This is a genomic window from Ruegeria sp. CL6, from assembly GCF_056536465.1.
In genome coordinates, this window is the sequence record NZ_JBQFPR010000001.1 from 366,754 (window position 1) to 385,143 (window position 18,390).

Below are 18,390 nucleotides of genomic sequence, written 5' to 3' on the forward strand. Positions count from 1 at the left end.
GGTTTATTCCGCCGGTTCAGGTTCGTCCAACTGAGCAACCCGAGCGCCCGACTTGTTCGACGTCACGACACCCAGCGATTTCAACTTACGGTGCAGCGCGCTGCGTTCCATACCGACAAAGCTGGCTGTTCGGCTGATATTGCCACCGAAACGGTTGATCTGCGTCAGCAGGTATTCACGCTCGAACGCCTCTCGCGCTTCGCGCAATGGCAGGGTTGCCAAGGCACCAGACAAAACGACACGACCGGAATCGTCCGCCTTTTCGTCTTCGGCAGGCAATTCCTTTGCTTCGATCGGCCCAGTGCCGTCGCCAAGGATCAATACGCGTTCGATCAGGTTCTTTAACTGGCGCACGTTGCCGGGCCAAGTCATGGTCTGTAGCAGGGCAACCGCTTCTTCCGAAATCTCGCGCACCGGCAACCCTTGGGATTCGTTGCACATTTCTATGAAGTGCTGTGCCAGAACCGGTATATCCTCGCGCCGGTCTTCAAGCGAAGGGACGTCAATCGGCACGACGTTCAAACGGTGATACAGCTCCTCGCGGAACCGTTCCGCCACGATCTCGGCATCAAGATCCTTGTTTGTCGACGAGATTACGCGCAGATCGACCCGAACCTTGTCAGACCCACCAACGCGCTGGAATTGCTGATCGACCAGAACACGCAGGATCTTGGACTGCGTACCCAGCGGCATGTCCGCGACTTCATCGAAATAAATCACCCCGCCATGGGCTTCTTCCAACAACCCGGACTCAACACCGCGTTCCGAGGATTCACGCCCGAACAGAACCTCCTCAACGCGCTCAGGTTCAATACCCGCACAGTTAACCGTCACGAACGGCGCATTTGCACGGTTTGAATGCGCGTGAATATACCGAGCCGCGATTTCCTTGCCTGCCCCTGCAGGGCCGCTCAGCATCACACGACCGTTCGACTTGGTGACCTTGTCAAGCTGGTTCTGCATCGAACGGAAGGCAGCGGACTTGCCGATCATATCGGAATCCGTGACCTCCTTGCGCTTGAGCGAAGCGTTTTCGCGACGCAGGCGCGAGGTCTCCATCGCGCGACGGATCACCACCATCAACTGGTCTATGTTAAAGGGCTTTTCGATAAAGTCGTATGCCCCCTGCTTGATCGCCGCCACCGCGATTTCGATATTGCCGTGGCCCGAGATGATGACCACCGGAACATCCGGGTTGTCGCGCTTTACGGCCGTGAGGATGTCGATCCCATCCATTCGGCTGTCCTTCAGCCAGATATCCAGGATCAAAAGCCCCGGCGGTTCCGAATTGATTGCCGCCATGCACTCGTCCGAGTTGGCAGCCAGCCGGGTTGAATAGCCTTCGTCCTCCAGAATGTCGGACACCAGCTCGCGAATATCGCGTTCGTCATCTACGATCAGAATGTCACTCATCTTTGGCCTGCTTTCAGTTTGTTTATATTGATTGCCTGCTTCTGTGGCGCCGCCGTCTGGGAGAATTTGCCCCCCGGCAAACGGATCACGGCCATCGCGCCAAAATGGTCCTGTCCGTCAAATACCGGTGCATCTTCCAAAGTCAGCGCACCGCCATGTTCTTCGATGATCTTCTTGACGATGGGCAATCCCAGACCTGTCCCTTCGTCGCGTGTGGTTACGTATGGCTCAAAAAGCCGCGCCCTGTCTTCGGGCAACCCTATTCCGTTATCTGCAATCGTGATGACCGTCCCAGCGTCATCACAGGATACATCCACTTTTATCTGTGGCTTCAGGTTTTCCGGAGCACCCTTTTGTTTCAAGGTTTCGATCGCTTCTCCGGCATTCTTGATCAGGTTCGTCAGAGCCTGATTCAACATCGTCGCATCAACATCCGCCAGAACCGGATGGTCTGGCAAAGTAGCGTCAATCTGCACATCTGGCTGACCCGATTGTTGCAGCAAGACAGCCTCGCGCACCAATTCTATGACGTTTTCTTCATGCCGGTCGGGTTCCGGCATACGCGCGAACTTCGAGAACTCGTCCACAATTCGTCGTAGGTCATTGGTCTGACGCACGATCACGTCCGTCATGGACACAAGGCTATCGCAATCTTCCTCATCCAATTTACGTGAGAACTTTCGCTTTATCCGCTCGGCGCTTAGTTGAATGGGGGTCAGCGGGTTCTTGATCTCATGGGCAATGCGCCGCGCCACGTCGCCCCAAGCCGCCATACGCTGCGCGCTGACCAAATCGGTCACGTCATCAAAGGCCACCACGTACCCTTCAAGCCCGCCGTCTTCGCCACGCCGTGTCGCCATGCGGACCAACAGATTTTCCAACCTGCCTTTGCGGGTCACTTTGATTTCGCCCTGCACGGCCTCCTGACCGCTTTCCTTCAGGCTCTCGAACAGAGGCAGGAACTCAGGCACCGCAATGCCGATTGCCAGATGTTCTTCCCCGCGCGACCAGTCCAACAGGCGTTCCGCCGACCGGTTCACAAATGTCACGCAGCCCTCTGAATCAACGCCCACGACGCCGGATGTCACCGAACTGAGCACCGAATCGAACAGACGGCGGCGGCGTTCAATCTGACGCGTAGTCTCAAGCAGAGTGTCGCGCTGCCCTTTCAGTTGTCTGGTCATCTGGTTGAAGTAACGACCCAGCATGGCGATTTCATCATCGCTTGCTTCTTCGATGACCTGAACGCTCAAGTCCCCGGCTCCGACGCGCTGAGCCGCCGTGGTCAATCGCCCGACGGGACGCGACAAACGTTCCGCGAACCACATCCCCAGAGACATTGCCGCAAGGATCAGAATCACTGCGAACCCCAGATACAGCAGGCCAAACTCAAACAGCACCCTGCCCCTCTCGCTTTCGAGTTGCTGGTAGAACTGTGCCGTTTCCTTCGTATCGTCGAGAAGCGTGAGAAGTTGCCCATCCACCTCACGGCTGACGTAGAGGTATCGGTCCAGATAGGCTTGCAAAGGCACCAATGCCCGGAATTCACTATTCTGCCAGTCTGCAATGATCAAAAGGCCACTATCCGTCGCTTCGATCATCTGCTCGGGCGTTGGAGGTTCAAAATTGAACAGGTAAGACCGATCACCGCGCGATTTGATTTCGCCACTGCCATCAATGACATAGGCTTCGCGTAAACCACGTTGGATTTGCGATTGTCCTTGCGCCAGAACCGAACGTAGCTCGGCGTCCGAGATATAGTAGTCACGCGCGCGCGCCGTGTCCAAGAAACGCGCCAGTACGGTCGCGTCTTGCGTAAGCCCCTCGCGGTGTTCCTGCTCATAAGCCTCGGCCGCCGTCAGAGATGAACCGACAACCTGACGAACACGATCCGAAAACCACCCTTCAAGACCGATATTCACAGTAAGGCCCGCAAAAATCGCGACCGTCACAGTGGGAACCAGAGCCAACAGAGTGAAAGCGCCGATCAGACGCAGGTGAAGCCGAGAGCCTGCAGATTTCGCCCGGCGCGCAGCGATCAGGCTGCCGAGCTGACTCAAAACCAAGGCCGCGACCACCAGAACGTAAACCAGGTCGGCCAGCAGGATCAGGCGCAATGTCGGTGCAGTCGTGCCCAGATTAAATGGGCCAATGACAAGGTATGTGGCCAAAGCCAGCACTGGACCCAGCAAAACCAGGCCCAAGGTGCTAAAATTGCGCAGCTTTCGGGATTTCCTCCACCGATTGATCGATAGGATCAGCCCGCTCTGTGCTCGGGTTGCCACCGTCTGCCCTCACCCTGATGTGCCGCTCGCGCGGCTTACCGCCATATTTCGTGGTCGTTGCCGGATGTGTACCTGGATGCCACGCTTTGTGTGGCGATATTACATCAGTTTGCGGCGTCGTGTCACCTGAATATCGAGATCTGTAATCTTTTTGCGCAGCGTGTTCCTATTAATGCCCAGAAGATCGGCACATTTCGCCTGATTTCCGCCAGTTGCATCCAATGCAAGCTCGATCAAGGGGCCTTCGACCTCGCGCAAAATCCGCTGGTACAGACCCGGAGGTGGCAACAAATTGCCGTGCAGATCAAAATAACGACGCAGATGACGGGCCACGGACGCGGACAGTTTTTCGCGTTCACCGTCACCCAGAACCGGCTCCGCTTCGGGCTGACTACCCAAAACCATTTCGACCTCGGCCTTGGAAATCTCGTCTGCGCGGCTGGTCAGGCTCAGACGGCGGATCGCATTTTCAAGCTGCCTCACATTGCCCGGCCATGAGTACCGGCGCACCAACTCAACCGCATCCGGGCTGAGCCAACGTTTGGCGCCATGCTCACGCTCCTCTCGTGCAAGGAAGTGGTCGGCCAGCAAAGTAATGTCATCCACCCGTTCGCGCAGCGCCGGAACGTGGATTGTCGCGCCGCAAAGACGGTAATACAGATCCTGACGCACGCGCCCGCTCTCCATCGCTTCGGTCAGGTCCGACTGGCTGGTGGCCATGAACCGGGGCACGTGGTCGCCCGGCGTATCCATCATGCGAACGATCCGCGCCTGCAATTCGTCCTCGATATCCGCGATTTCATCAATCAAAAGCGTGCCGCCGCGCACACGCGCCATGACGCGCGCCGGGCCTTCCAGATCGCGAAGGTCCGCAGCGGTGGCGGTGACAAACGGCAATGTGCGACGATCCGAAAAGTCATGAATAGCCCTTGCTATCAGCGACTTACCTGTGCCACTTTCACCCGAGATCATGACGGACAGATCGGTATTCATCACCCGTGCTACCAGCCGATACAAGGCTTGCATGACCGGTGTGCGCCCAACCAGAGGCAGTTCTTCGGGGCGATCGTCCGTGGGTTCAACCACTTCGGTCTGAACGCGCTGTTTCTGCTCCAGCGCCCGCGCGGTTCGCTTCATCAAATCCGGCAGGTCAAACGGCTTGGGCAAGTAGTCATAGGCATCCGCTTCGGCCGCCTGAATCGCCGTCATGATTGTGTTCTGCGCCGAAATGACGATCACCGGCAAACCGGGTCGATCCTGCGCAATCTTGGGCAGCATCTCCAACCCGTTCCCGTCCGGCATGACCACATCCGAGATCACCACGTCACCCTTGCCTTCACCGACCCACCGCATCAGCGTCGTCAGCGAAGATGTCGCGTGCACCTTGCACCCGGCCCGCGTCAGGGCCTGAGTCAGAACGGTGCGGATCGTGCGGTCGTCATCTGCGACCAATACTGTTCCATCCATCGGGTGCTCTCCTTATTTTGCTCTTATCGGCATTTGTTGTCTCAAGTTGCGTCGCGCGGCGCCCGCCTAAGCGAGATGCGAAACACCGTTCGACCCGGAACCGAGTCGGCGGAAATCCATCCGTCATGGTCCGAGATAATTTTGCTCACCAGTGCCAGCCCAAGGCCGGTACCGTTTTCCTTTCCCGAAACGAACGGGTCAAAGATGTCGCTGCGAATCTTGTCAGGCAGGCCCGGCCCGTCGTCGATGATCTCGACCTGCAGCGGCAGAGAATGTCCTGACCCGTCGCTGCGGCGCAGTCTGAACGAATGCTCGAAATACGTCCGCAGCCGGATTGTTCCACCCTTGGGATCGGCCGCTTCCGAAGCGTTTTTCAACAAATTCAGGATGACCTGCAAAAACTGATCTGGGTCGCCATAGGCCAATGGCAGCGAGGGGTCGTAGTCCTCGACGATTTTCATATGCGCGCCGAAACCCAAAAGCGCCGAACGCCGTGCGCGGTCTAGAACATCGTGGATATTGACCGGTCTGAAATCGGGCTGCGACAGGTTGCCAAACTGTTCGACCTGCTCCAACAGCTTCACGATCCGGCGGCTCTCGGCGACAATTAAGTCAGTTAATTCAAGATCTTGATGCGATATATTCATGCTGAGCAACTGCGCAGCACCGGTGATCCCAGCCAAAGGGTTCTTGATCTCATGGGCCAGCATTTCCGCCATGCCGATCGCAGATTGCGCCGCGGATTTGACCGTGTTCCCCCGTGTCATCCGCCCCGCCAATTCTCGAGGCGAGATGATCATGATCATGGACCCCGAATGCCCGACCAAAGGCGCGATTTGCAGCGCACATTGCAGAGGCGCGCGACTGCCCGAGCCAACATCAACGTCATTTACAAACAACGGCGTGCTCTGCTGACGCGCCCGAAGAAAGGCTTCTTCCAGCGGGGCGTCGACGGCAATCTGATCCCAAACGGGGTTCCCGATGACGGATTTACGCGAAGCGTTCAAAAACCCTTCGCCCGCCGAATTTACATCGGTAATCCTGTCATCCGCGTCAATTATGAAGGCCGGGACAGGCAGCGAGGCCCAGATGCTTTGGTCCGAAGTCATGCTGCGGCCTCCGCACTGCTGTTCAAAGCGTCACCCAACAGACGCAGCACTTCGTTCGTATCCCGAGATGTAAGAACGGCACGGCGCAGCGCCGAGGGTGTGCCTACCTCGTCCATGTACCAACCCAGATGCTTTCGAGCGACCCGCAAGCCCAGATCCTCGCCATAAAACTCAAGCATGGACTGATAGTGCCTCCGCACCAGTTCGGTCAGTTCCTCCTCTGTAGGAATGACCGGAGCAGCCGTTCCATAGAGGTCGGCGCAAATCTGGGCCAGAACCCACGGTCTGCCCTGCGCGCCTCGCCCGACCATGAAACCATCTGCGCCCGACTCAGCCATTGCAGTCCGAGCGGAGGTTGAATCTACGATGTCGCCGTTTGCTATGACCGGGATTGAAACCGCATCTTTCACCGCCCGGATCGCGGCCCAATCTGCGTGGCCCTTGTAGAACTGGCACCGGGTTCGCCCGTGGATCGTAACCATGCGGATACCTGCATCCTGCGCACGCCGCGCAACATCTGGCGCGTTCAGCAAATTATCGTCCCACCCAAGTCGGGTTTTCAGCGTAACCGGCACGTCCACAGCGCCCACCACTGCCTCGATCAATTTCAGGGCATGGTCTGGCGTCTTCAACAGCGCCGAGCCCGAATAGCCGTTTGTCACCTTTTTCGCGGGGCATCCCATGTTGATGTCGATGACCCGCGCACCCCGATCTGCGACCTGCCGCGCGGCCTCGGCCATCCAATGCGCCTCACGCCCGGCCAGTTGCACCGCAGTGTTTTCAACGTCCGCTGACAACTCGGCACGCTCGCGCACACCGGGTTTTGCCTGAACCATTTCCTGGCTGGCAACCATCTCGCTGACGACCATCCCCGCGCCGAAGCGCATCACCAAATCACGAAACGGGCGGTCCGTGATTCCAGCCATCGGAGCCAGCATAACCGGCGGGTTAATGTCTTTTTCAGCGAGCTGCAGTGTCAACGTGCTTAATCCTTGGGCAGTTGGGGCTTTGATACCGAATTGAGCGTATATGAACAACAAATCGGGCGGCGAAAAGCCCGGAAAATCATCATGTGCCTAATTTTTAGGCGCACTTACGCAGGTGATTGCCACTCCATTCACCGCGCCCTAAACATTGCTCACAAATCACCAAAGGGAACGCCCCATGATCACCGCTGCCATTATCGTCGCCGCAGGACGCGGAACGCGCGCAGGCGGGGGTACTCCGAAACAATGGCAGCCTCTCGCAGGACGACGGGTCGCGGATTGGACGATTGACCGTTTTAAAGGTCAGGTCGATCACATTGTTCTTGTACTGCCTGAGGACGATCAATCCGCCTGGAGCGAATTTGAAGGAACGAACCTGATCCTCGCGGCAGGTGGGCAAGACAGGGCGGCGTCCGTGCGCAACGGACTGAACGCGCTGGCCAATTTCGACATCAAACACGTTCTGATCCACGATGTGGCGCGTCCTTGCGTGACCACCGGGCTTATTCAGAGTGTTCTTTCGGCGCTGAAAGCATCCCCCGCGGCCGCTCCGGGACTTGCCGTCACGGATGCATTATGGACCGGTGATGGGCGCGTTGTAACGGGAACTCAGGACCGCACCGGGCTGTTCGCCGCGCAAACGCCTCAGGGCTTTCACTACGACGCAATCGTCTCAGCCCACGCGACCCACCCCGGAGGCGCGGCGGACGATGTCGAGGTCGCGCGCGCAGCGGGTTTGGACGTGGCGATAGTTCCGGGTGATGCGGACAATCTGAAAATAACACGGCCCGAGGATTTTGCCCGGGCGGAACGCATATTGGGAACGGATATGGATGTAAGACTGGGCAACGGATATGATGTGCATCGGTTTGGCGACGGGGATCATGTGATCCTGTGTGGTGTGAAAGTGCCGCATGATCGCGGCCTTCAGGGGCACTCGGATGCGGATGTCGGAATGCATGCCGTTACCGACGCAATCTACGGCGCGCTGGCGCAAGGCGACATTGGCCAGCACTTTCCGCCCTCGGACCCGCAATGGAAGGGTGCCGCCAGTGAAATTTTCCTGCGTCACGCGGTCGAGCTGGCCGAGACGATGGGCTACGCGATCTCGAATGTGGATTGCACCTTGGTCTGCGAATACCCCAAGATCGGCCCCCACGCCGAAGCGATGCGCGTGGAAATGGCGCGGATCATGGGCCTTCGCGCCGATCAAGTCTCGGTCAAGGCGACCACGTCGGAACGGCTGGGCTTTACGGGCCGAAGTGAGGGGATCGCCTCGCTTGCCACTGCGTGTCTGGTGAAATCATGAATGTTGCGCGTCTGGTCGGAACGGTCTGCGGTGTAGGCTATCTGCGCCCCGCGCCGGGCACGTGGGGGTCGCTGGCCGCCCTGCCCTTGGCGTGGGTCTTGCATACGCTCGGTGGCTTCCCCCTGCTTGTGATCGCCACGATTGCAGCCTTCTTCGGCGGCCTTTGGGCGACCTGCGTCATGACACAGGGACAGGACGATCACGACCCGTCCGAAATTGTCATCGACGAGGTTGCCGGGCAGTTCATCGCGCTCTGGGCGGTTTCCTATCCGTCTTGGGCACATGGGATCGAGATCACGGCGCTCTGGCCCGGCTGGATTGCCGGGTTCCTGCTGTTCCGCCTGTTCGACATCACCAAACCCGGCCCCGTTGGATGGGCAGACCGCAAGGGGGATGCGATGGGCGTGATGCTGGATGACGTCATCGCCGGGGCCTTCGCGGCCATTGGCGTGTTGCTGCTGGCCGGGCTTGCGCATGGGGTTCTGGGGCTATGAACGTGGCTGACCTGCTCGACCGCGCCAAGGCGCAAGGGGTGATGATCGCCACCGCCGAAAGCTGTACCGGGGGTATGGTGGCCGCCGCACTGACCGACATCCCCGGCAGTTCCGCCGTGGTCGAGCGCGGCTTTGTCACCTACACCAATACGGCCAAGCAGCAGATGTTGGGCGTTCGGGCCGAGACGTTGGAGGCTCATGGCGCAGTCTCGGAACAGGTCGCCCGCGAAATGGCCGAAGGCGCGTTGCAGCACTCAGAGGCGAAACTAGCCGTCTCAATCACCGGCATCGCTGGTCCCGGAGGCTCCGAGCACAAACCAGAAGGACGCGTATGTTTCGGAGTAGCCGTGGACGGGCAACCCACCTTTGTCGAAACCGTCGAATTCGGCACACTGGGTCGCGCCAAAGTGCGCCTGGCAGCGCGGGATCACGCGCTTGAGCTGTTGTCTAGAGCAATTTCCTAAATCGACTATTTTTTAGTCAAACTTCTATTTTGCACGCACATTTAGTCACCATTTATGCAAAAGCACCAAATTTAGGCACGATTTTTTCTGTCTGCCTCTTTTTTCCTCAACTCCCCTCCGCTTCAAAGCCCGCCACGCGAGTTTAAGAGGAGAGCGGCTGATGAATGGAGCCGATACCGCCTGGATCATAGTTGCAACGGCACTGGTCCTTTTCATGACACTTCCGGGACTGGCCCTGTTCTATGGTGGCCTCGTGCGCGCCCGCAACGTGCTGAGTGTCTTCATGCACTGTTTCAGCATTGCGTGCCTGATGAGCATTCTTTGGCTCGTCGCGGGCTATTCGATCGCGTTCGGCGACGGCGGATCGGGGCTTTGGGGCGGTCTGGGCAAAGCCTTTCTGAACGGCGTCGACGCCGACAGCCTGTCGGGAACCCTGCCGGAAGTCCTCTTTTTTGCTTTCCAGATGACCTTCGCCATCATCACACCCGCGCTGATCGTCGGTGCCTATGTGGAACGTGTGGGCTTTGGCTTCGTTATGATCTTCTCGGGCCTGTGGATGCTGCTGTGCTATGCGCCCGTGGTACATTGGATTTGGGGCGGTGGCATCCTGACCGATGGCGGAATTCTGGGTGAGGTCGGCGTGCGCGACTTTGCGGGTGGCATCGTGGTGCACGAAACTGCGGGTCTGGCCGCGTTGATCATCGCCGTGGTTCTTGGTCCCCGCCTGAATCGCACCACTCCGCCGCACAACCCCGGATTCGTTATGGTTGGCGCCGCGATGCTTTGGGTTGGCTGGTTCGGCTTCAACGGCGGGTCGCAACTGGCCGCTGACGGCGGTGCTGCGATGGCGATGACCGTGACGCATATCTCGGCCGCGACCGCCTCGCTGACATGGGCGCTGTACGAGCGGATCAAGTACGGTAAAGCCTCGATGGTCGGTCTGGTGACCGGTACGATTGCGGGTCTGGCCTCGATCACCCCGGCTTCGGGCTATGTCGATCCGGTGCAGGCGCTGATCATCGGTGCCGTCGCAGGCGTACTCTGCCAAGAGGCCGTCAACGTCATCCGCAACATTCTGAAAATCGACGACACGCTGGATGTCTTTGCCGTGCACGGCGTCGGCGGCATCTTTGGCACGATCATGATCGCCGTATTCGGCCTTGGCGCGTGGACCGCACAATTGGGCGGGCTGGTCATCGTGGGTGTCTTTACGGCAGTTGTCACCTTTGTCCTGATCAAGGTGGTTGCGCTGATCACACCGCTTCGCGTAGACGCCGAGACCGAAACAAATGGCCTCGACCTGTCGGTACACGGCGAACGAGCCTACGACATGAGCAGCTAAGCCCACCTTGGCGCTCGGGTCCGTTTTGGACCGCGGCGGGCCTCGCATCTGCGGGGTCCGCTTTTCTTTTGCCCGGCCTCTCGACTCTGGGGGGTGCGGCGCGTTATCAGCCCGCAACCTGTTTTCAGCCCAGAGGTTTGCATCATGATCCCCAGCTCGTACCCCGACAGCACCGAAATCGCCCGCCTGACCGCGCGGATGCTGCTGGAGATCAAGGCCGTCCACTTCAATTCGCGCGAACCTTTTACGCTGGCTTCGGGCCTGCCCAGCCCGACCTATATCGACTGCCGCAAGCTGATCTCATACCCGCGCATCCGCTCGACCCTGATGGATTTCCTGACCGTCACCGTGATGCGCGACGCGGGGTTCGAGGCGTTCGACAACATCGCCGGTGGCGAGACCGCAGGCATCCCCTTTGCCGCGATGGTTGCTGAACGCATGGCCCTGCCGATGACCTATGTTCGGAAAAAGCCCAAAGGGTACGGCCGCAACGCGCGCATTGAGGGTGCGATGAGCGAGGGCGAGCGCGTGCTGCTGGTCGAGGACCTGACCACCGATGGCGGATCAAAGCTGTCCTTTGTGGATGCGATCCGCGACACCGGCGCGACCTGCGGGCATACGGCGGTGATCTTCTACTACGGCATCTTCCCCGAAACGGAAAAGACGCTGGGCGACCACGGCGTGCAACTGCACCACCTGTGCACCTGGTGGGATGTTCTGGCCGAAGCCAAGGCGCAGAAAGCCTTTGATGCAGAGACACTTGATGGGGTTGAGGCTTTCCTGAATGACCCGCGTGGATGGCAGGAAGCCCACAAGAGCTAAAAAACCACCTGTGTATAAGCTGGGGGTAACTCGCCACAGAATCGCCCCCAGAGCACTTGCATCTAGTGCCGTGAACATGGCGTCGCACTAAATGTTGCGCCGCGCGATGTTCTTTGGCAAAGTTGTCCAAACTTATCCCAAGCTGAAGCAGAGTTATACGCGACTTATCTTCAGAGATTTACAGATGGCCCTGTCGGTGCCGGATTGATTAGAACTGTCGCACGGGCAGCGGGGACAAAATGAACGAGATAAGCAGTATCGAGCAGGCAGCGGCGCAGATTCAGAACGCCGAAACCATGCCGCACTCTATCGAGGCCGAGCAGCAGCTTCTGGGCGCGATCCTGACGAATAATGATCTGTATGACCGGGTGGCCTCGATCATCGGGGCCGAGCATTTCTATGACCCGGTTCATGCCGGCATCTACGAAGTCGCGGCCAATCGCATCGCCAAGAACGCGCTGGCCTCGCCCGTGACGCTGAAATCTTTCATGGCCGAGGATGAGGGCCTGAAGGAACTGGGTGGTCCGGCCTATCTGGTCAAACTGGCCGGTGCCTCGATCAGTGCGTTCGCGGTGCATGACTATGCCCAGATGATCTATGACCTCGCCATCCGGCGCGAGTTGATCCGGCTGGGCCGTGACATCTCGGACAAGGCGGCGCGGGTTGATGTCTCAAGCGAACCGAAAGAACAGATCGTCGAGGCCGAGCAACAGCTTTATCAGTTATCCGAGCAGGGCCAGACCGAACAGGGATTTCAATCCTTCCTCAAGGCGGTCACAGAAGCCGTCAACGTCACCAACGAAGCGTACCAGCGCGGCGGTGGCATGGCGGGGATTTCCACCGGTCTGGCCGATTTGGACAAACAGCTTGGCGGGTTGCACCCCTCGGACCTGATCATTCTGGCGGGGCGTCCGTCGATGGGGAAAACCTCGCTGGCGACCAACGTGGCGTTCAACGTGGCCAAAGCCTACAAACGCGGCACCAAATCCGACGGATCCGAAGGGGCGGTTGACGGCGGCGTGGTCGGGTTCTTCTCGCTCGAAATGAGCGCCGAGCAGTTGGCGGGCCGGGTTCTGGCCGAAGCGTCCGAAATTTCCAGCCACAAAATCCGTCAGGGCGACATGACGGAATCAGAATTCCGCCGCTTCGTGGACGCCGCGAAAGAACTGGAAGCCTGCCCGCTGTTCATCGACGACACCCCTGCCCTGCCGATCTCACAACTTGCGGCGCGCGCGCGGCGGTTGAAACGGACGCATGGGTTGGACCTGCTGGTGATCGACTATTTGCAACTGTGCCGCGGTATGTCCGACAATCGCGTCAACGAGATTGCCGAGATTTCTATGGGCATGAAGGCCATCGCCAAGGAACTCAACATCCCGGTCATCGCGCTGTCTCAGCTCTCGCGTCAGGTGGAAAGCCGCGACGACAAGCGCCCTCAACTGTCCGACCTGCGGGAATCAGGCTCGATCGAGCAGGACGCCGACGTGGTGATGTTCGTGTTCCGCGAGGAATACTACAAAGAACGCGAAAAGCCCGGCGATCACGAGCTGGAAAAGATGGAAGAATGGAAACAGGCGATGGAGCGTCTGCACGGCAAGGCCGAAGTCATTGTCGGTAAGCAGCGGCATGGTCCCATCGGCACCGTCGAGCTGTCGTTTGAGGCGCAGTTCACCCGTTTCGGCAATCTGGTCAAACCCTGGCAGCAGGACGGCCAGATCGAGGGTTACTGACCTACCACAGCTCGGGTTTGTCAAATGCGGGAACGCAGCGCGACGGACCCGAGAGAGGGGCCGCATCGCCCCCAGCCAGCGACTGCCCAATCCATCCCTGTGGTTGGCTCAGCTTTTGGGGCGGCCGGGCAAAATCTTCAGTCATCGGCTTGAAACCTGTTTTACCGTAGTAAGCGGGATCACCGTAAGTTATCGCGAAATCAACGCCTTGCCCTTTCAGATCATCCAGCGCAAAACGGATTAGCTTCTGCCCAATCCCCGCTTTCTGGCGATCGGTTTTTACGGCGACCGGCGACATCAAAACGACGTTGCGCGGGTCTTCATCGTAAAACAGGCGCGAAAACAAAATGCACCCCAAAAGAACTTCACCATCGTGTGCCAGATAGCAGCGCAGATCGTCGTCGCGTGTCGCCATTAAGTCCTGTACCAACGACGTCAAAGCCTGACCTTCGGCGGCCCCTTCGGAGGAGGTAAAAACCTCCCCATAAAACGATGGTATTTGCGCCTCGAAACCAGCGTATCCCGACGTGAATTCAATCATGTTCGCTCTCTTTCCTGTGGCCATAACTCAGGTGAACGATTCCCCGGACAGACCGCTGTTGATCACAGGTTAAACACAATAGCGCACCCGTAAAAATGAAAACCCGACCGGCAAATTGGTGCGCCTACTTCAAAATACAGGCCACATGTCGCCCACGTTCCGATCAATCGAGGTAATTATCGGCGCGTACCCCCTTGACCTGCCGCAATCCAATGTCATGAACAGAGCCATGAGTACCGCACGTTTGACGATCAATCTTCATGCGCTGGCCAGCAACTGGCAGGCGCTCGACGCGAAAACCAATGTCGAGACCGGCGCAGTGGTCAAGGCCGACGCTTATGGCCTTGGGGCCGAGCCTGTTTCGGCGACGCTGGCCGAGGAAGGCGTGCGTAAGTTCTTTGTGGCAGCAGCGGAAGAAGGGGCCGCCGTCCGGCAGGCGGTTGGGCCTGTGCCAATGATCGGCGTGTTCTCGGGCCATATGGAAGGCGACACCGACCTGTTGCGCGATCATGACCTGACGCCCTTGATCAATTCGCCCGAACAGTTCCAGCGCCACGTCGAAGCCCTGCCCGATCAGGCGTTCGGAATTCAACTGGACAGCGGTATGAACCGCCTGGGCCTTGAACCGGCGGACTGGGCGGAACTGCGCCCCAGGGTTGAACCCCTGAAACCGGTTGTTGTCATGTCGCATCTGGCATGCTCGGACGAGCCTGACCACCCCATGAACCAGCAGCAACTACGCACCTTCCGCGAGATGACTGATGGAATTTCCGCGCCGCGCTCGCTGGCGGCCACTGGGGGAACGCTGCTTGGCCCCGAATTCCATTTCGACTTTTGCCGTCCGGGTATCGGTCTGTATGGCGGGTTGCCATTTGCTGACGCGAAACCGGTGGTGACCGTAGACTTGCCGGTCATACAGGTACGCGAACTGGAAGTCGGAGAGACGGTCGGCTATGGCAACACCTGGACAGCCCGGCGGCCATCGCGCATTGCAACCGTCGCCGCAGGCTATGCGGATGGGCTGCACAGGGCGATTGGAGGCGGGATCGACGCCTTTTCAGGTGGTCAGCCCTGCCCCGTCGTTGGGCGTATTTCGATGGACCTGATTACCGTCGATGTCACCGATTTGCCCAAAGACCCCGAGCGTCTGCGCATCCTGAATGGTCATCAGACCGTCGATGATCTGGCCGAGGCCGCCGGCACCATCGGATATGAAATTCTTACATCGCTGGGCGCGCGATATTCCCGAGGCTACGTGGAATGAGCGCGCTGGACTTGCTGGGCGGTCTTGGTCGCGCAGTGCTGACCCTGCTTGCGACCTTTGGCAAGGTGGCCCTGTTTACCGTGGATGCGATCTCGCACATATTCCGGCCGCCTTATTACCCGCGCGAATTTGCTGTTGCTCTGATGAATATCGGATGGCTGTCTCTGCCGGTTGTTGGCCTGACGGCCATCTTCACCGGCGGTGCGCTGGTGCTGCAAATCTATGCAGGCGGTGCACGTTTCAACGCCGAGGCCGTGGTGCCGCAGATCGTTGCGATTGGCATGGTGCGCGAGCTTGGCCCGGTTCTCGTCGGCCTGATGATCGCCGCCCGTGTGACCTCGTCCATCGCGGCTGAGATCGCGACCATGAAAGTGACCGAACAGATCGACGCGTTGGTGACACTGTCGACCCACCCGATGAAATACCTGACAGCGCCCCGCGTTTTGGCCGCGCTGATTACCGTGCCCCTGCTGGTGGGCATCGGGGATATCATCGGCATCGCCGGAGGGTACGTCGTCGCGACCGAGAATCTGGGCTTCAACGCCGCGACCTATCTGCAAAACACAGTCAATTTCCTTGAAACACGCGACATCGTCTCATCGCTGGTCAAAGGGGCGGCGTTTGGCCTGATCGCGGCGATCATGGGCTGCTACTACGGCATGAATTCAGGACGCGGCGCGCAAGGCGTCGGTCGGGCGACCAAATCCTCGGTCGAATCCGCCGCAATCATGATTCTGGCCGCAAACTTCATTCTGACAGGGGTGTTCTTCTCGGTATGATCAGGATGGACAATGTACACAAGGCCTTTGGCTCCAATCAGGTTCTGCACGGCATGAGCCTTGAGATTCCCAAGGGTACCTCGATGGTCATCATCGGCGGGTCCGGAACCGGCAAGTCCGTGGCGCTGAAATGTATTCTTGGCCTGATCAAGCCCGACAGCGGCATGATCTATGTAGACGACAAGGACGCGACCAAGGGTGACCGAGATGCGTTTCTGGCGCGGTTTGGGATGCTGTTTCAGGGCGCGGCGTTGTTTGACTCGCTCCCTGTCTGGCAAAACGTGGCCTTCCGCCTGCTGCGAGGCCCGTTGAAACGTCCACCGGAATATGCGCGCGAGATTGCGATTGAGAAACTGCGCCGCGTTGGTCTGAAGTCCGACGTGGCCGACCGGTTCCCGTCTGAGCTGTCCGGCGGGATGCAGAAACGTGTGGGCCTTGCCCGCGCCATCGCCGCCGAGCCCGAGATCATTTTCTTCGACGAGCCCACCACAGGTCTGGACCCGATCATGTCCGGCGTCATCAACGACCTGATCCGCGAGATCGTGACCGAGATGGGCGCCACCGCGATGACCATCACCCACGACATGAGCTCTGTCCGCGCGATTGCCGACAACGTCGCCATGCTGCACGGAGGCGTGATCCAATGGACTGGTCCCGTTGGGCAAATGGATGCCTCGGGTGATCCTTACGTGGAGCAGTTCATCAGCGGCAGTGCCGAGGGACCGATTGAGGCGGTGCGGTAGCTGGTCCCTGTCTGGGATCCGCCATTCCAAAGTCTTGGTGGTGCATATTCCAAGCACAGATGTATCGTAAGCACTTGAATCGTCATATGTAGGAACGACGAAAAACTTGCAGCCTGTTTTTCTGCCCCATAGATGTTCAGATGCTTAATCTGGACTTGCCAATGACCCTTCGCCTCGCCACCATCTCGCTGCTGATCCTCTACCCCATCGCGTGGTTCGCCCCACTGATGCGCGCGGGGCTTCTGCCGATCTTCGGCCTCAGCGAGATCAGCGTCATCACCGGCCTGCAATCCCTGTGGAAGTCTGACATCTTCCTTGCGCTGATCGTCACCGTCTTTGCCTTGTTCGCGCCCTATATCAAGACGATCGGCACCGCGTTGGTGCAGTGGGACCTGCTGGACGCCCGCGTTCAACCCGCGCTGAATATCATGGGCAAACTGGCGATGGCCGACATCTTTCTAATCGCGCTTTACATCACGCTGGCCAAGGGCATCTCCTATGCCACCATCGAAACTGCGTGGGGGCTGTACCTGTTTACAGCCTGTATTATGGCCTCAATCGCGCTGGGATACATTACGGAAATGACATCCAATTCACGAAAAGCTCAGACCTGATTGATTGAAAACCTTCATCTGGCTATCATCTTAATATTTCGAGCAGCAACAATTAGTAGTTTCAGGTCCGCAGCGGATCAATCTGTGTGTGTTAATTGTCCTCCGCTCTGACCTGGTTTGTGCCGGTTTGAGAAGGAGTTCGTCTGTCATGACCGCCCTCCATAATATCACTTTGCAATTTCAGAATGCCTTTTTAAGACTTACTTTTTTCCTAATATGCGCTGCGGCGCTTTTATCTGTTGCGACCACGCTTTTATCTGCGCTTGGCGTGCTTCCGTGGTTGTCCATGCAAGCCGCCTTCGGCTCGGGCACGTATGTCGATGCGGGTATGTTCATTCAAATTGGATTGACCGTCCTGATTCTTATGCTGGCGTTCTATCTGCCTGCAAACGCCCGCATGATGGCGCTGGAAAACGCTCATCGAAAATTTGCTTTGAACATGCAGGATATTTCTTACGCATACCAGTTGGCCCACGCTGCGGATCGCGGAAATACCTTTCTGCTGTCCTCGGAATTCGATGCAGTCAAGGAACGGATGGCCTTTCTGCGCCACCACCCAGACCTGCAATCGCTGGAGCCTGAAATCCTGGAACTGGCCGCACAAATGAGCCAGATCAGTCACGAACTGGCCGAAACCTACGGCGACGCCAAGGTTTCGCGTGCGCGTATGTTCCTGCAACAGCGTCAGGAAGAGATTGAGCAATTCCAGCAGCGGATCGGCGACGCCCAGACCATCCAGCAGGAACTGCGACAATGGACACGCGATATCGAGATTGAGGAATCCATCGCCAAGTCCCAACTCGCAAGGCTGCGCGATGAGTTGTTCGAGCTTCTGCCGGAACTGTCCGCACAGTTGCAGGCGCCGCTCGAAGAGCGCGAGACCTCGGAATCCAGCGTTATTGCGATGTCGCCACCGCGTGCTGCGGAATAGGCGCGTCAGCGCCCGCTGCGGACGATGACCCATAGGGTCTGAGGACGCAGCGCGCCACCGTCGGTGAGGAAAGCCCTTAAGGGCTTGAAGAACCGAC

At 58.5% G+C, this 18,390-nt stretch carries 17 protein-coding genes; 11 read left to right on the forward strand and 6 right to left on the reverse strand.

Annotated elements, in window-relative coordinates:
- Positions 1-3: 3 nt before the first annotated feature.
- The 5 genes from ntrX to dusB all read right to left on the reverse strand — a co-directional run bounded on the left by ntrX (position 4) and on the right by dusB (position 7,254).
- Positions 4-1,413: a nitrogen assimilation response regulator NtrX gene (gene ntrX / locus ACR0LH_RS01800; RefSeq protein ID WP_480719416.1), complete on the reverse strand. Its 1,410-nt coding sequence runs from the start codon at positions 1,411-1,413 to the stop codon at positions 4-6.
- A complete protein-coding gene (locus ACR0LH_RS01805) occupies positions 1,410-3,698 on the reverse strand; it encodes a sensor histidine kinase NtrY-like (RefSeq protein WP_480719417.1) in 2,289 nt (762 codons plus the stop codon). Before ACR0LH_RS01805 ends, ntrX begins: the two co-directional genes overlap by 4 nt.
- 99 nt (positions 3,699-3,797) lie before the next feature.
- Positions 3,798-5,165, reverse strand: a complete 1,368-nt coding sequence (locus ACR0LH_RS01810) for a sigma-54-dependent transcriptional regulator (RefSeq protein WP_170481662.1) — start codon at positions 5,163-5,165, stop codon at positions 3,798-3,800.
- Between the two features lie 41 nt (positions 5,166-5,206).
- Positions 5,207-6,274: a two-component system sensor histidine kinase NtrB gene (locus ACR0LH_RS01815; RefSeq protein ID WP_480719419.1), complete on the reverse strand. Its 1,068-nt coding sequence runs from the start codon at positions 6,272-6,274 to the stop codon at positions 5,207-5,209.
- Entirely contained in the window at positions 6,271-7,254 is a 984-nt protein-coding gene (gene dusB, locus ACR0LH_RS01820; protein WP_480719420.1) for a tRNA dihydrouridine synthase DusB, read from the reverse strand. Before dusB ends, ACR0LH_RS01815 begins: the two co-directional genes overlap by 4 nt.
- A gap of 184 nt (positions 7,255-7,438) precedes the next feature.
- Between dusB and ACR0LH_RS01825 the strand changes: the two genes are divergently transcribed.
- The 6 genes from ACR0LH_RS01825 (at position 7,439) to ACR0LH_RS01850 (ending at position 13,421) form a co-directional block, all read left to right on the forward strand.
- On the forward strand, positions 7,439-8,569 hold the full coding sequence (locus tag ACR0LH_RS01825; RefSeq protein WP_480719421.1) for a bifunctional 2-C-methyl-D-erythritol 4-phosphate cytidylyltransferase/2-C-methyl-D-erythritol 2,4-cyclodiphosphate synthase: 1,131 nt from the start codon (positions 7,439-7,441) through the stop codon (positions 8,567-8,569).
- Positions 8,566-9,063: a phosphatidylglycerophosphatase A family protein gene (locus ACR0LH_RS01830; RefSeq protein ID WP_480719423.1), complete on the forward strand. Its 498-nt coding sequence runs from the start codon at positions 8,566-8,568 to the stop codon at positions 9,061-9,063. Before ACR0LH_RS01825 ends, ACR0LH_RS01830 begins: the two co-directional genes overlap by 4 nt.
- Positions 9,060-9,527: a CinA family protein gene (locus ACR0LH_RS01835; protein ID WP_480719424.1), complete on the forward strand. Its 468-nt coding sequence runs from the start codon at positions 9,060-9,062 to the stop codon at positions 9,525-9,527. The genes ACR0LH_RS01830 and ACR0LH_RS01835 overlap by 4 nt, the downstream gene beginning before the upstream one ends.
- Before the next feature lie 160 nt (positions 9,528-9,687).
- Positions 9,688-10,869, forward strand: a complete 1,182-nt coding sequence (locus ACR0LH_RS01840; protein ID WP_170413489.1) for an ammonium transporter — start codon at positions 9,688-9,690, stop codon at positions 10,867-10,869.
- Positions 10,870-11,013: 144 nt separating this feature from the next.
- Complete coding sequence (locus ACR0LH_RS01845; protein WP_170481649.1) at positions 11,014-11,691, forward strand: orotate phosphoribosyltransferase; 678 nt, start codon at positions 11,014-11,016, stop codon at positions 11,689-11,691.
- 239 nt (positions 11,692-11,930) lie between these two features.
- Positions 11,931-13,421, forward strand: coding sequence for a replicative DNA helicase (locus ACR0LH_RS01850; protein ID WP_480719425.1), 1,491 nt, complete (start codon positions 11,931-11,933; stop codon positions 13,419-13,421).
- A gap of 1 nt (position 13,422) precedes the next feature.
- Here the strand turns inward: ACR0LH_RS01850 and ACR0LH_RS01855 are convergent, their stop codons facing one another.
- Entirely contained in the window at positions 13,423-13,962 is a 540-nt protein-coding gene (locus ACR0LH_RS01855) for a GNAT family N-acetyltransferase (RefSeq protein ID WP_480719427.1), read from the reverse strand.
- 229 nt (positions 13,963-14,191) lie between these two features.
- Here ACR0LH_RS01855 and alr point away from each other — a divergent pair, with 229 nt between their 5' ends.
- The 5 genes from alr (at position 14,192) to ACR0LH_RS01880 (ending at position 18,293) form a co-directional block, all read left to right on the forward strand.
- A complete protein-coding gene (gene alr, locus ACR0LH_RS01860; RefSeq protein WP_480719428.1) occupies positions 14,192-15,226 on the forward strand; it encodes an alanine racemase in 1,035 nt (344 codons plus the stop codon).
- Entirely contained in the window at positions 15,223-16,005 is a 783-nt protein-coding gene (locus ACR0LH_RS01865) for an MlaE family ABC transporter permease (RefSeq protein WP_480719430.1), read from the forward strand. The genes alr and ACR0LH_RS01865 overlap by 4 nt, the downstream gene beginning before the upstream one ends.
- The gene (locus ACR0LH_RS01870) at positions 16,002-16,748 is read left to right on the forward strand and encodes an ATP-binding cassette domain-containing protein (protein ID WP_170481639.1); all 747 of its coding nucleotides are present in this window, start codon (positions 16,002-16,004) and stop codon (positions 16,746-16,748) included. Before ACR0LH_RS01865 ends, ACR0LH_RS01870 begins: the two co-directional genes overlap by 4 nt.
- Positions 16,749-16,909: 161 nt before the next feature.
- Entirely contained in the window at positions 16,910-17,362 is a 453-nt protein-coding gene (locus tag ACR0LH_RS01875) for a paraquat-inducible protein A (RefSeq protein ID WP_480719432.1), read from the forward strand.
- 286 nt (positions 17,363-17,648) lie between these two features.
- Positions 17,649-18,293 carry a DNA repair protein gene (locus ACR0LH_RS01880; protein ID WP_480680743.1) on the forward strand — a complete coding sequence of 215 codons (645 nt, stop codon included), beginning with the start codon at positions 17,649-17,651 and terminating at the stop codon, positions 18,291-18,293.
- The last annotated feature ends 97 nt before the right edge of the window (positions 18,294-18,390 follow it).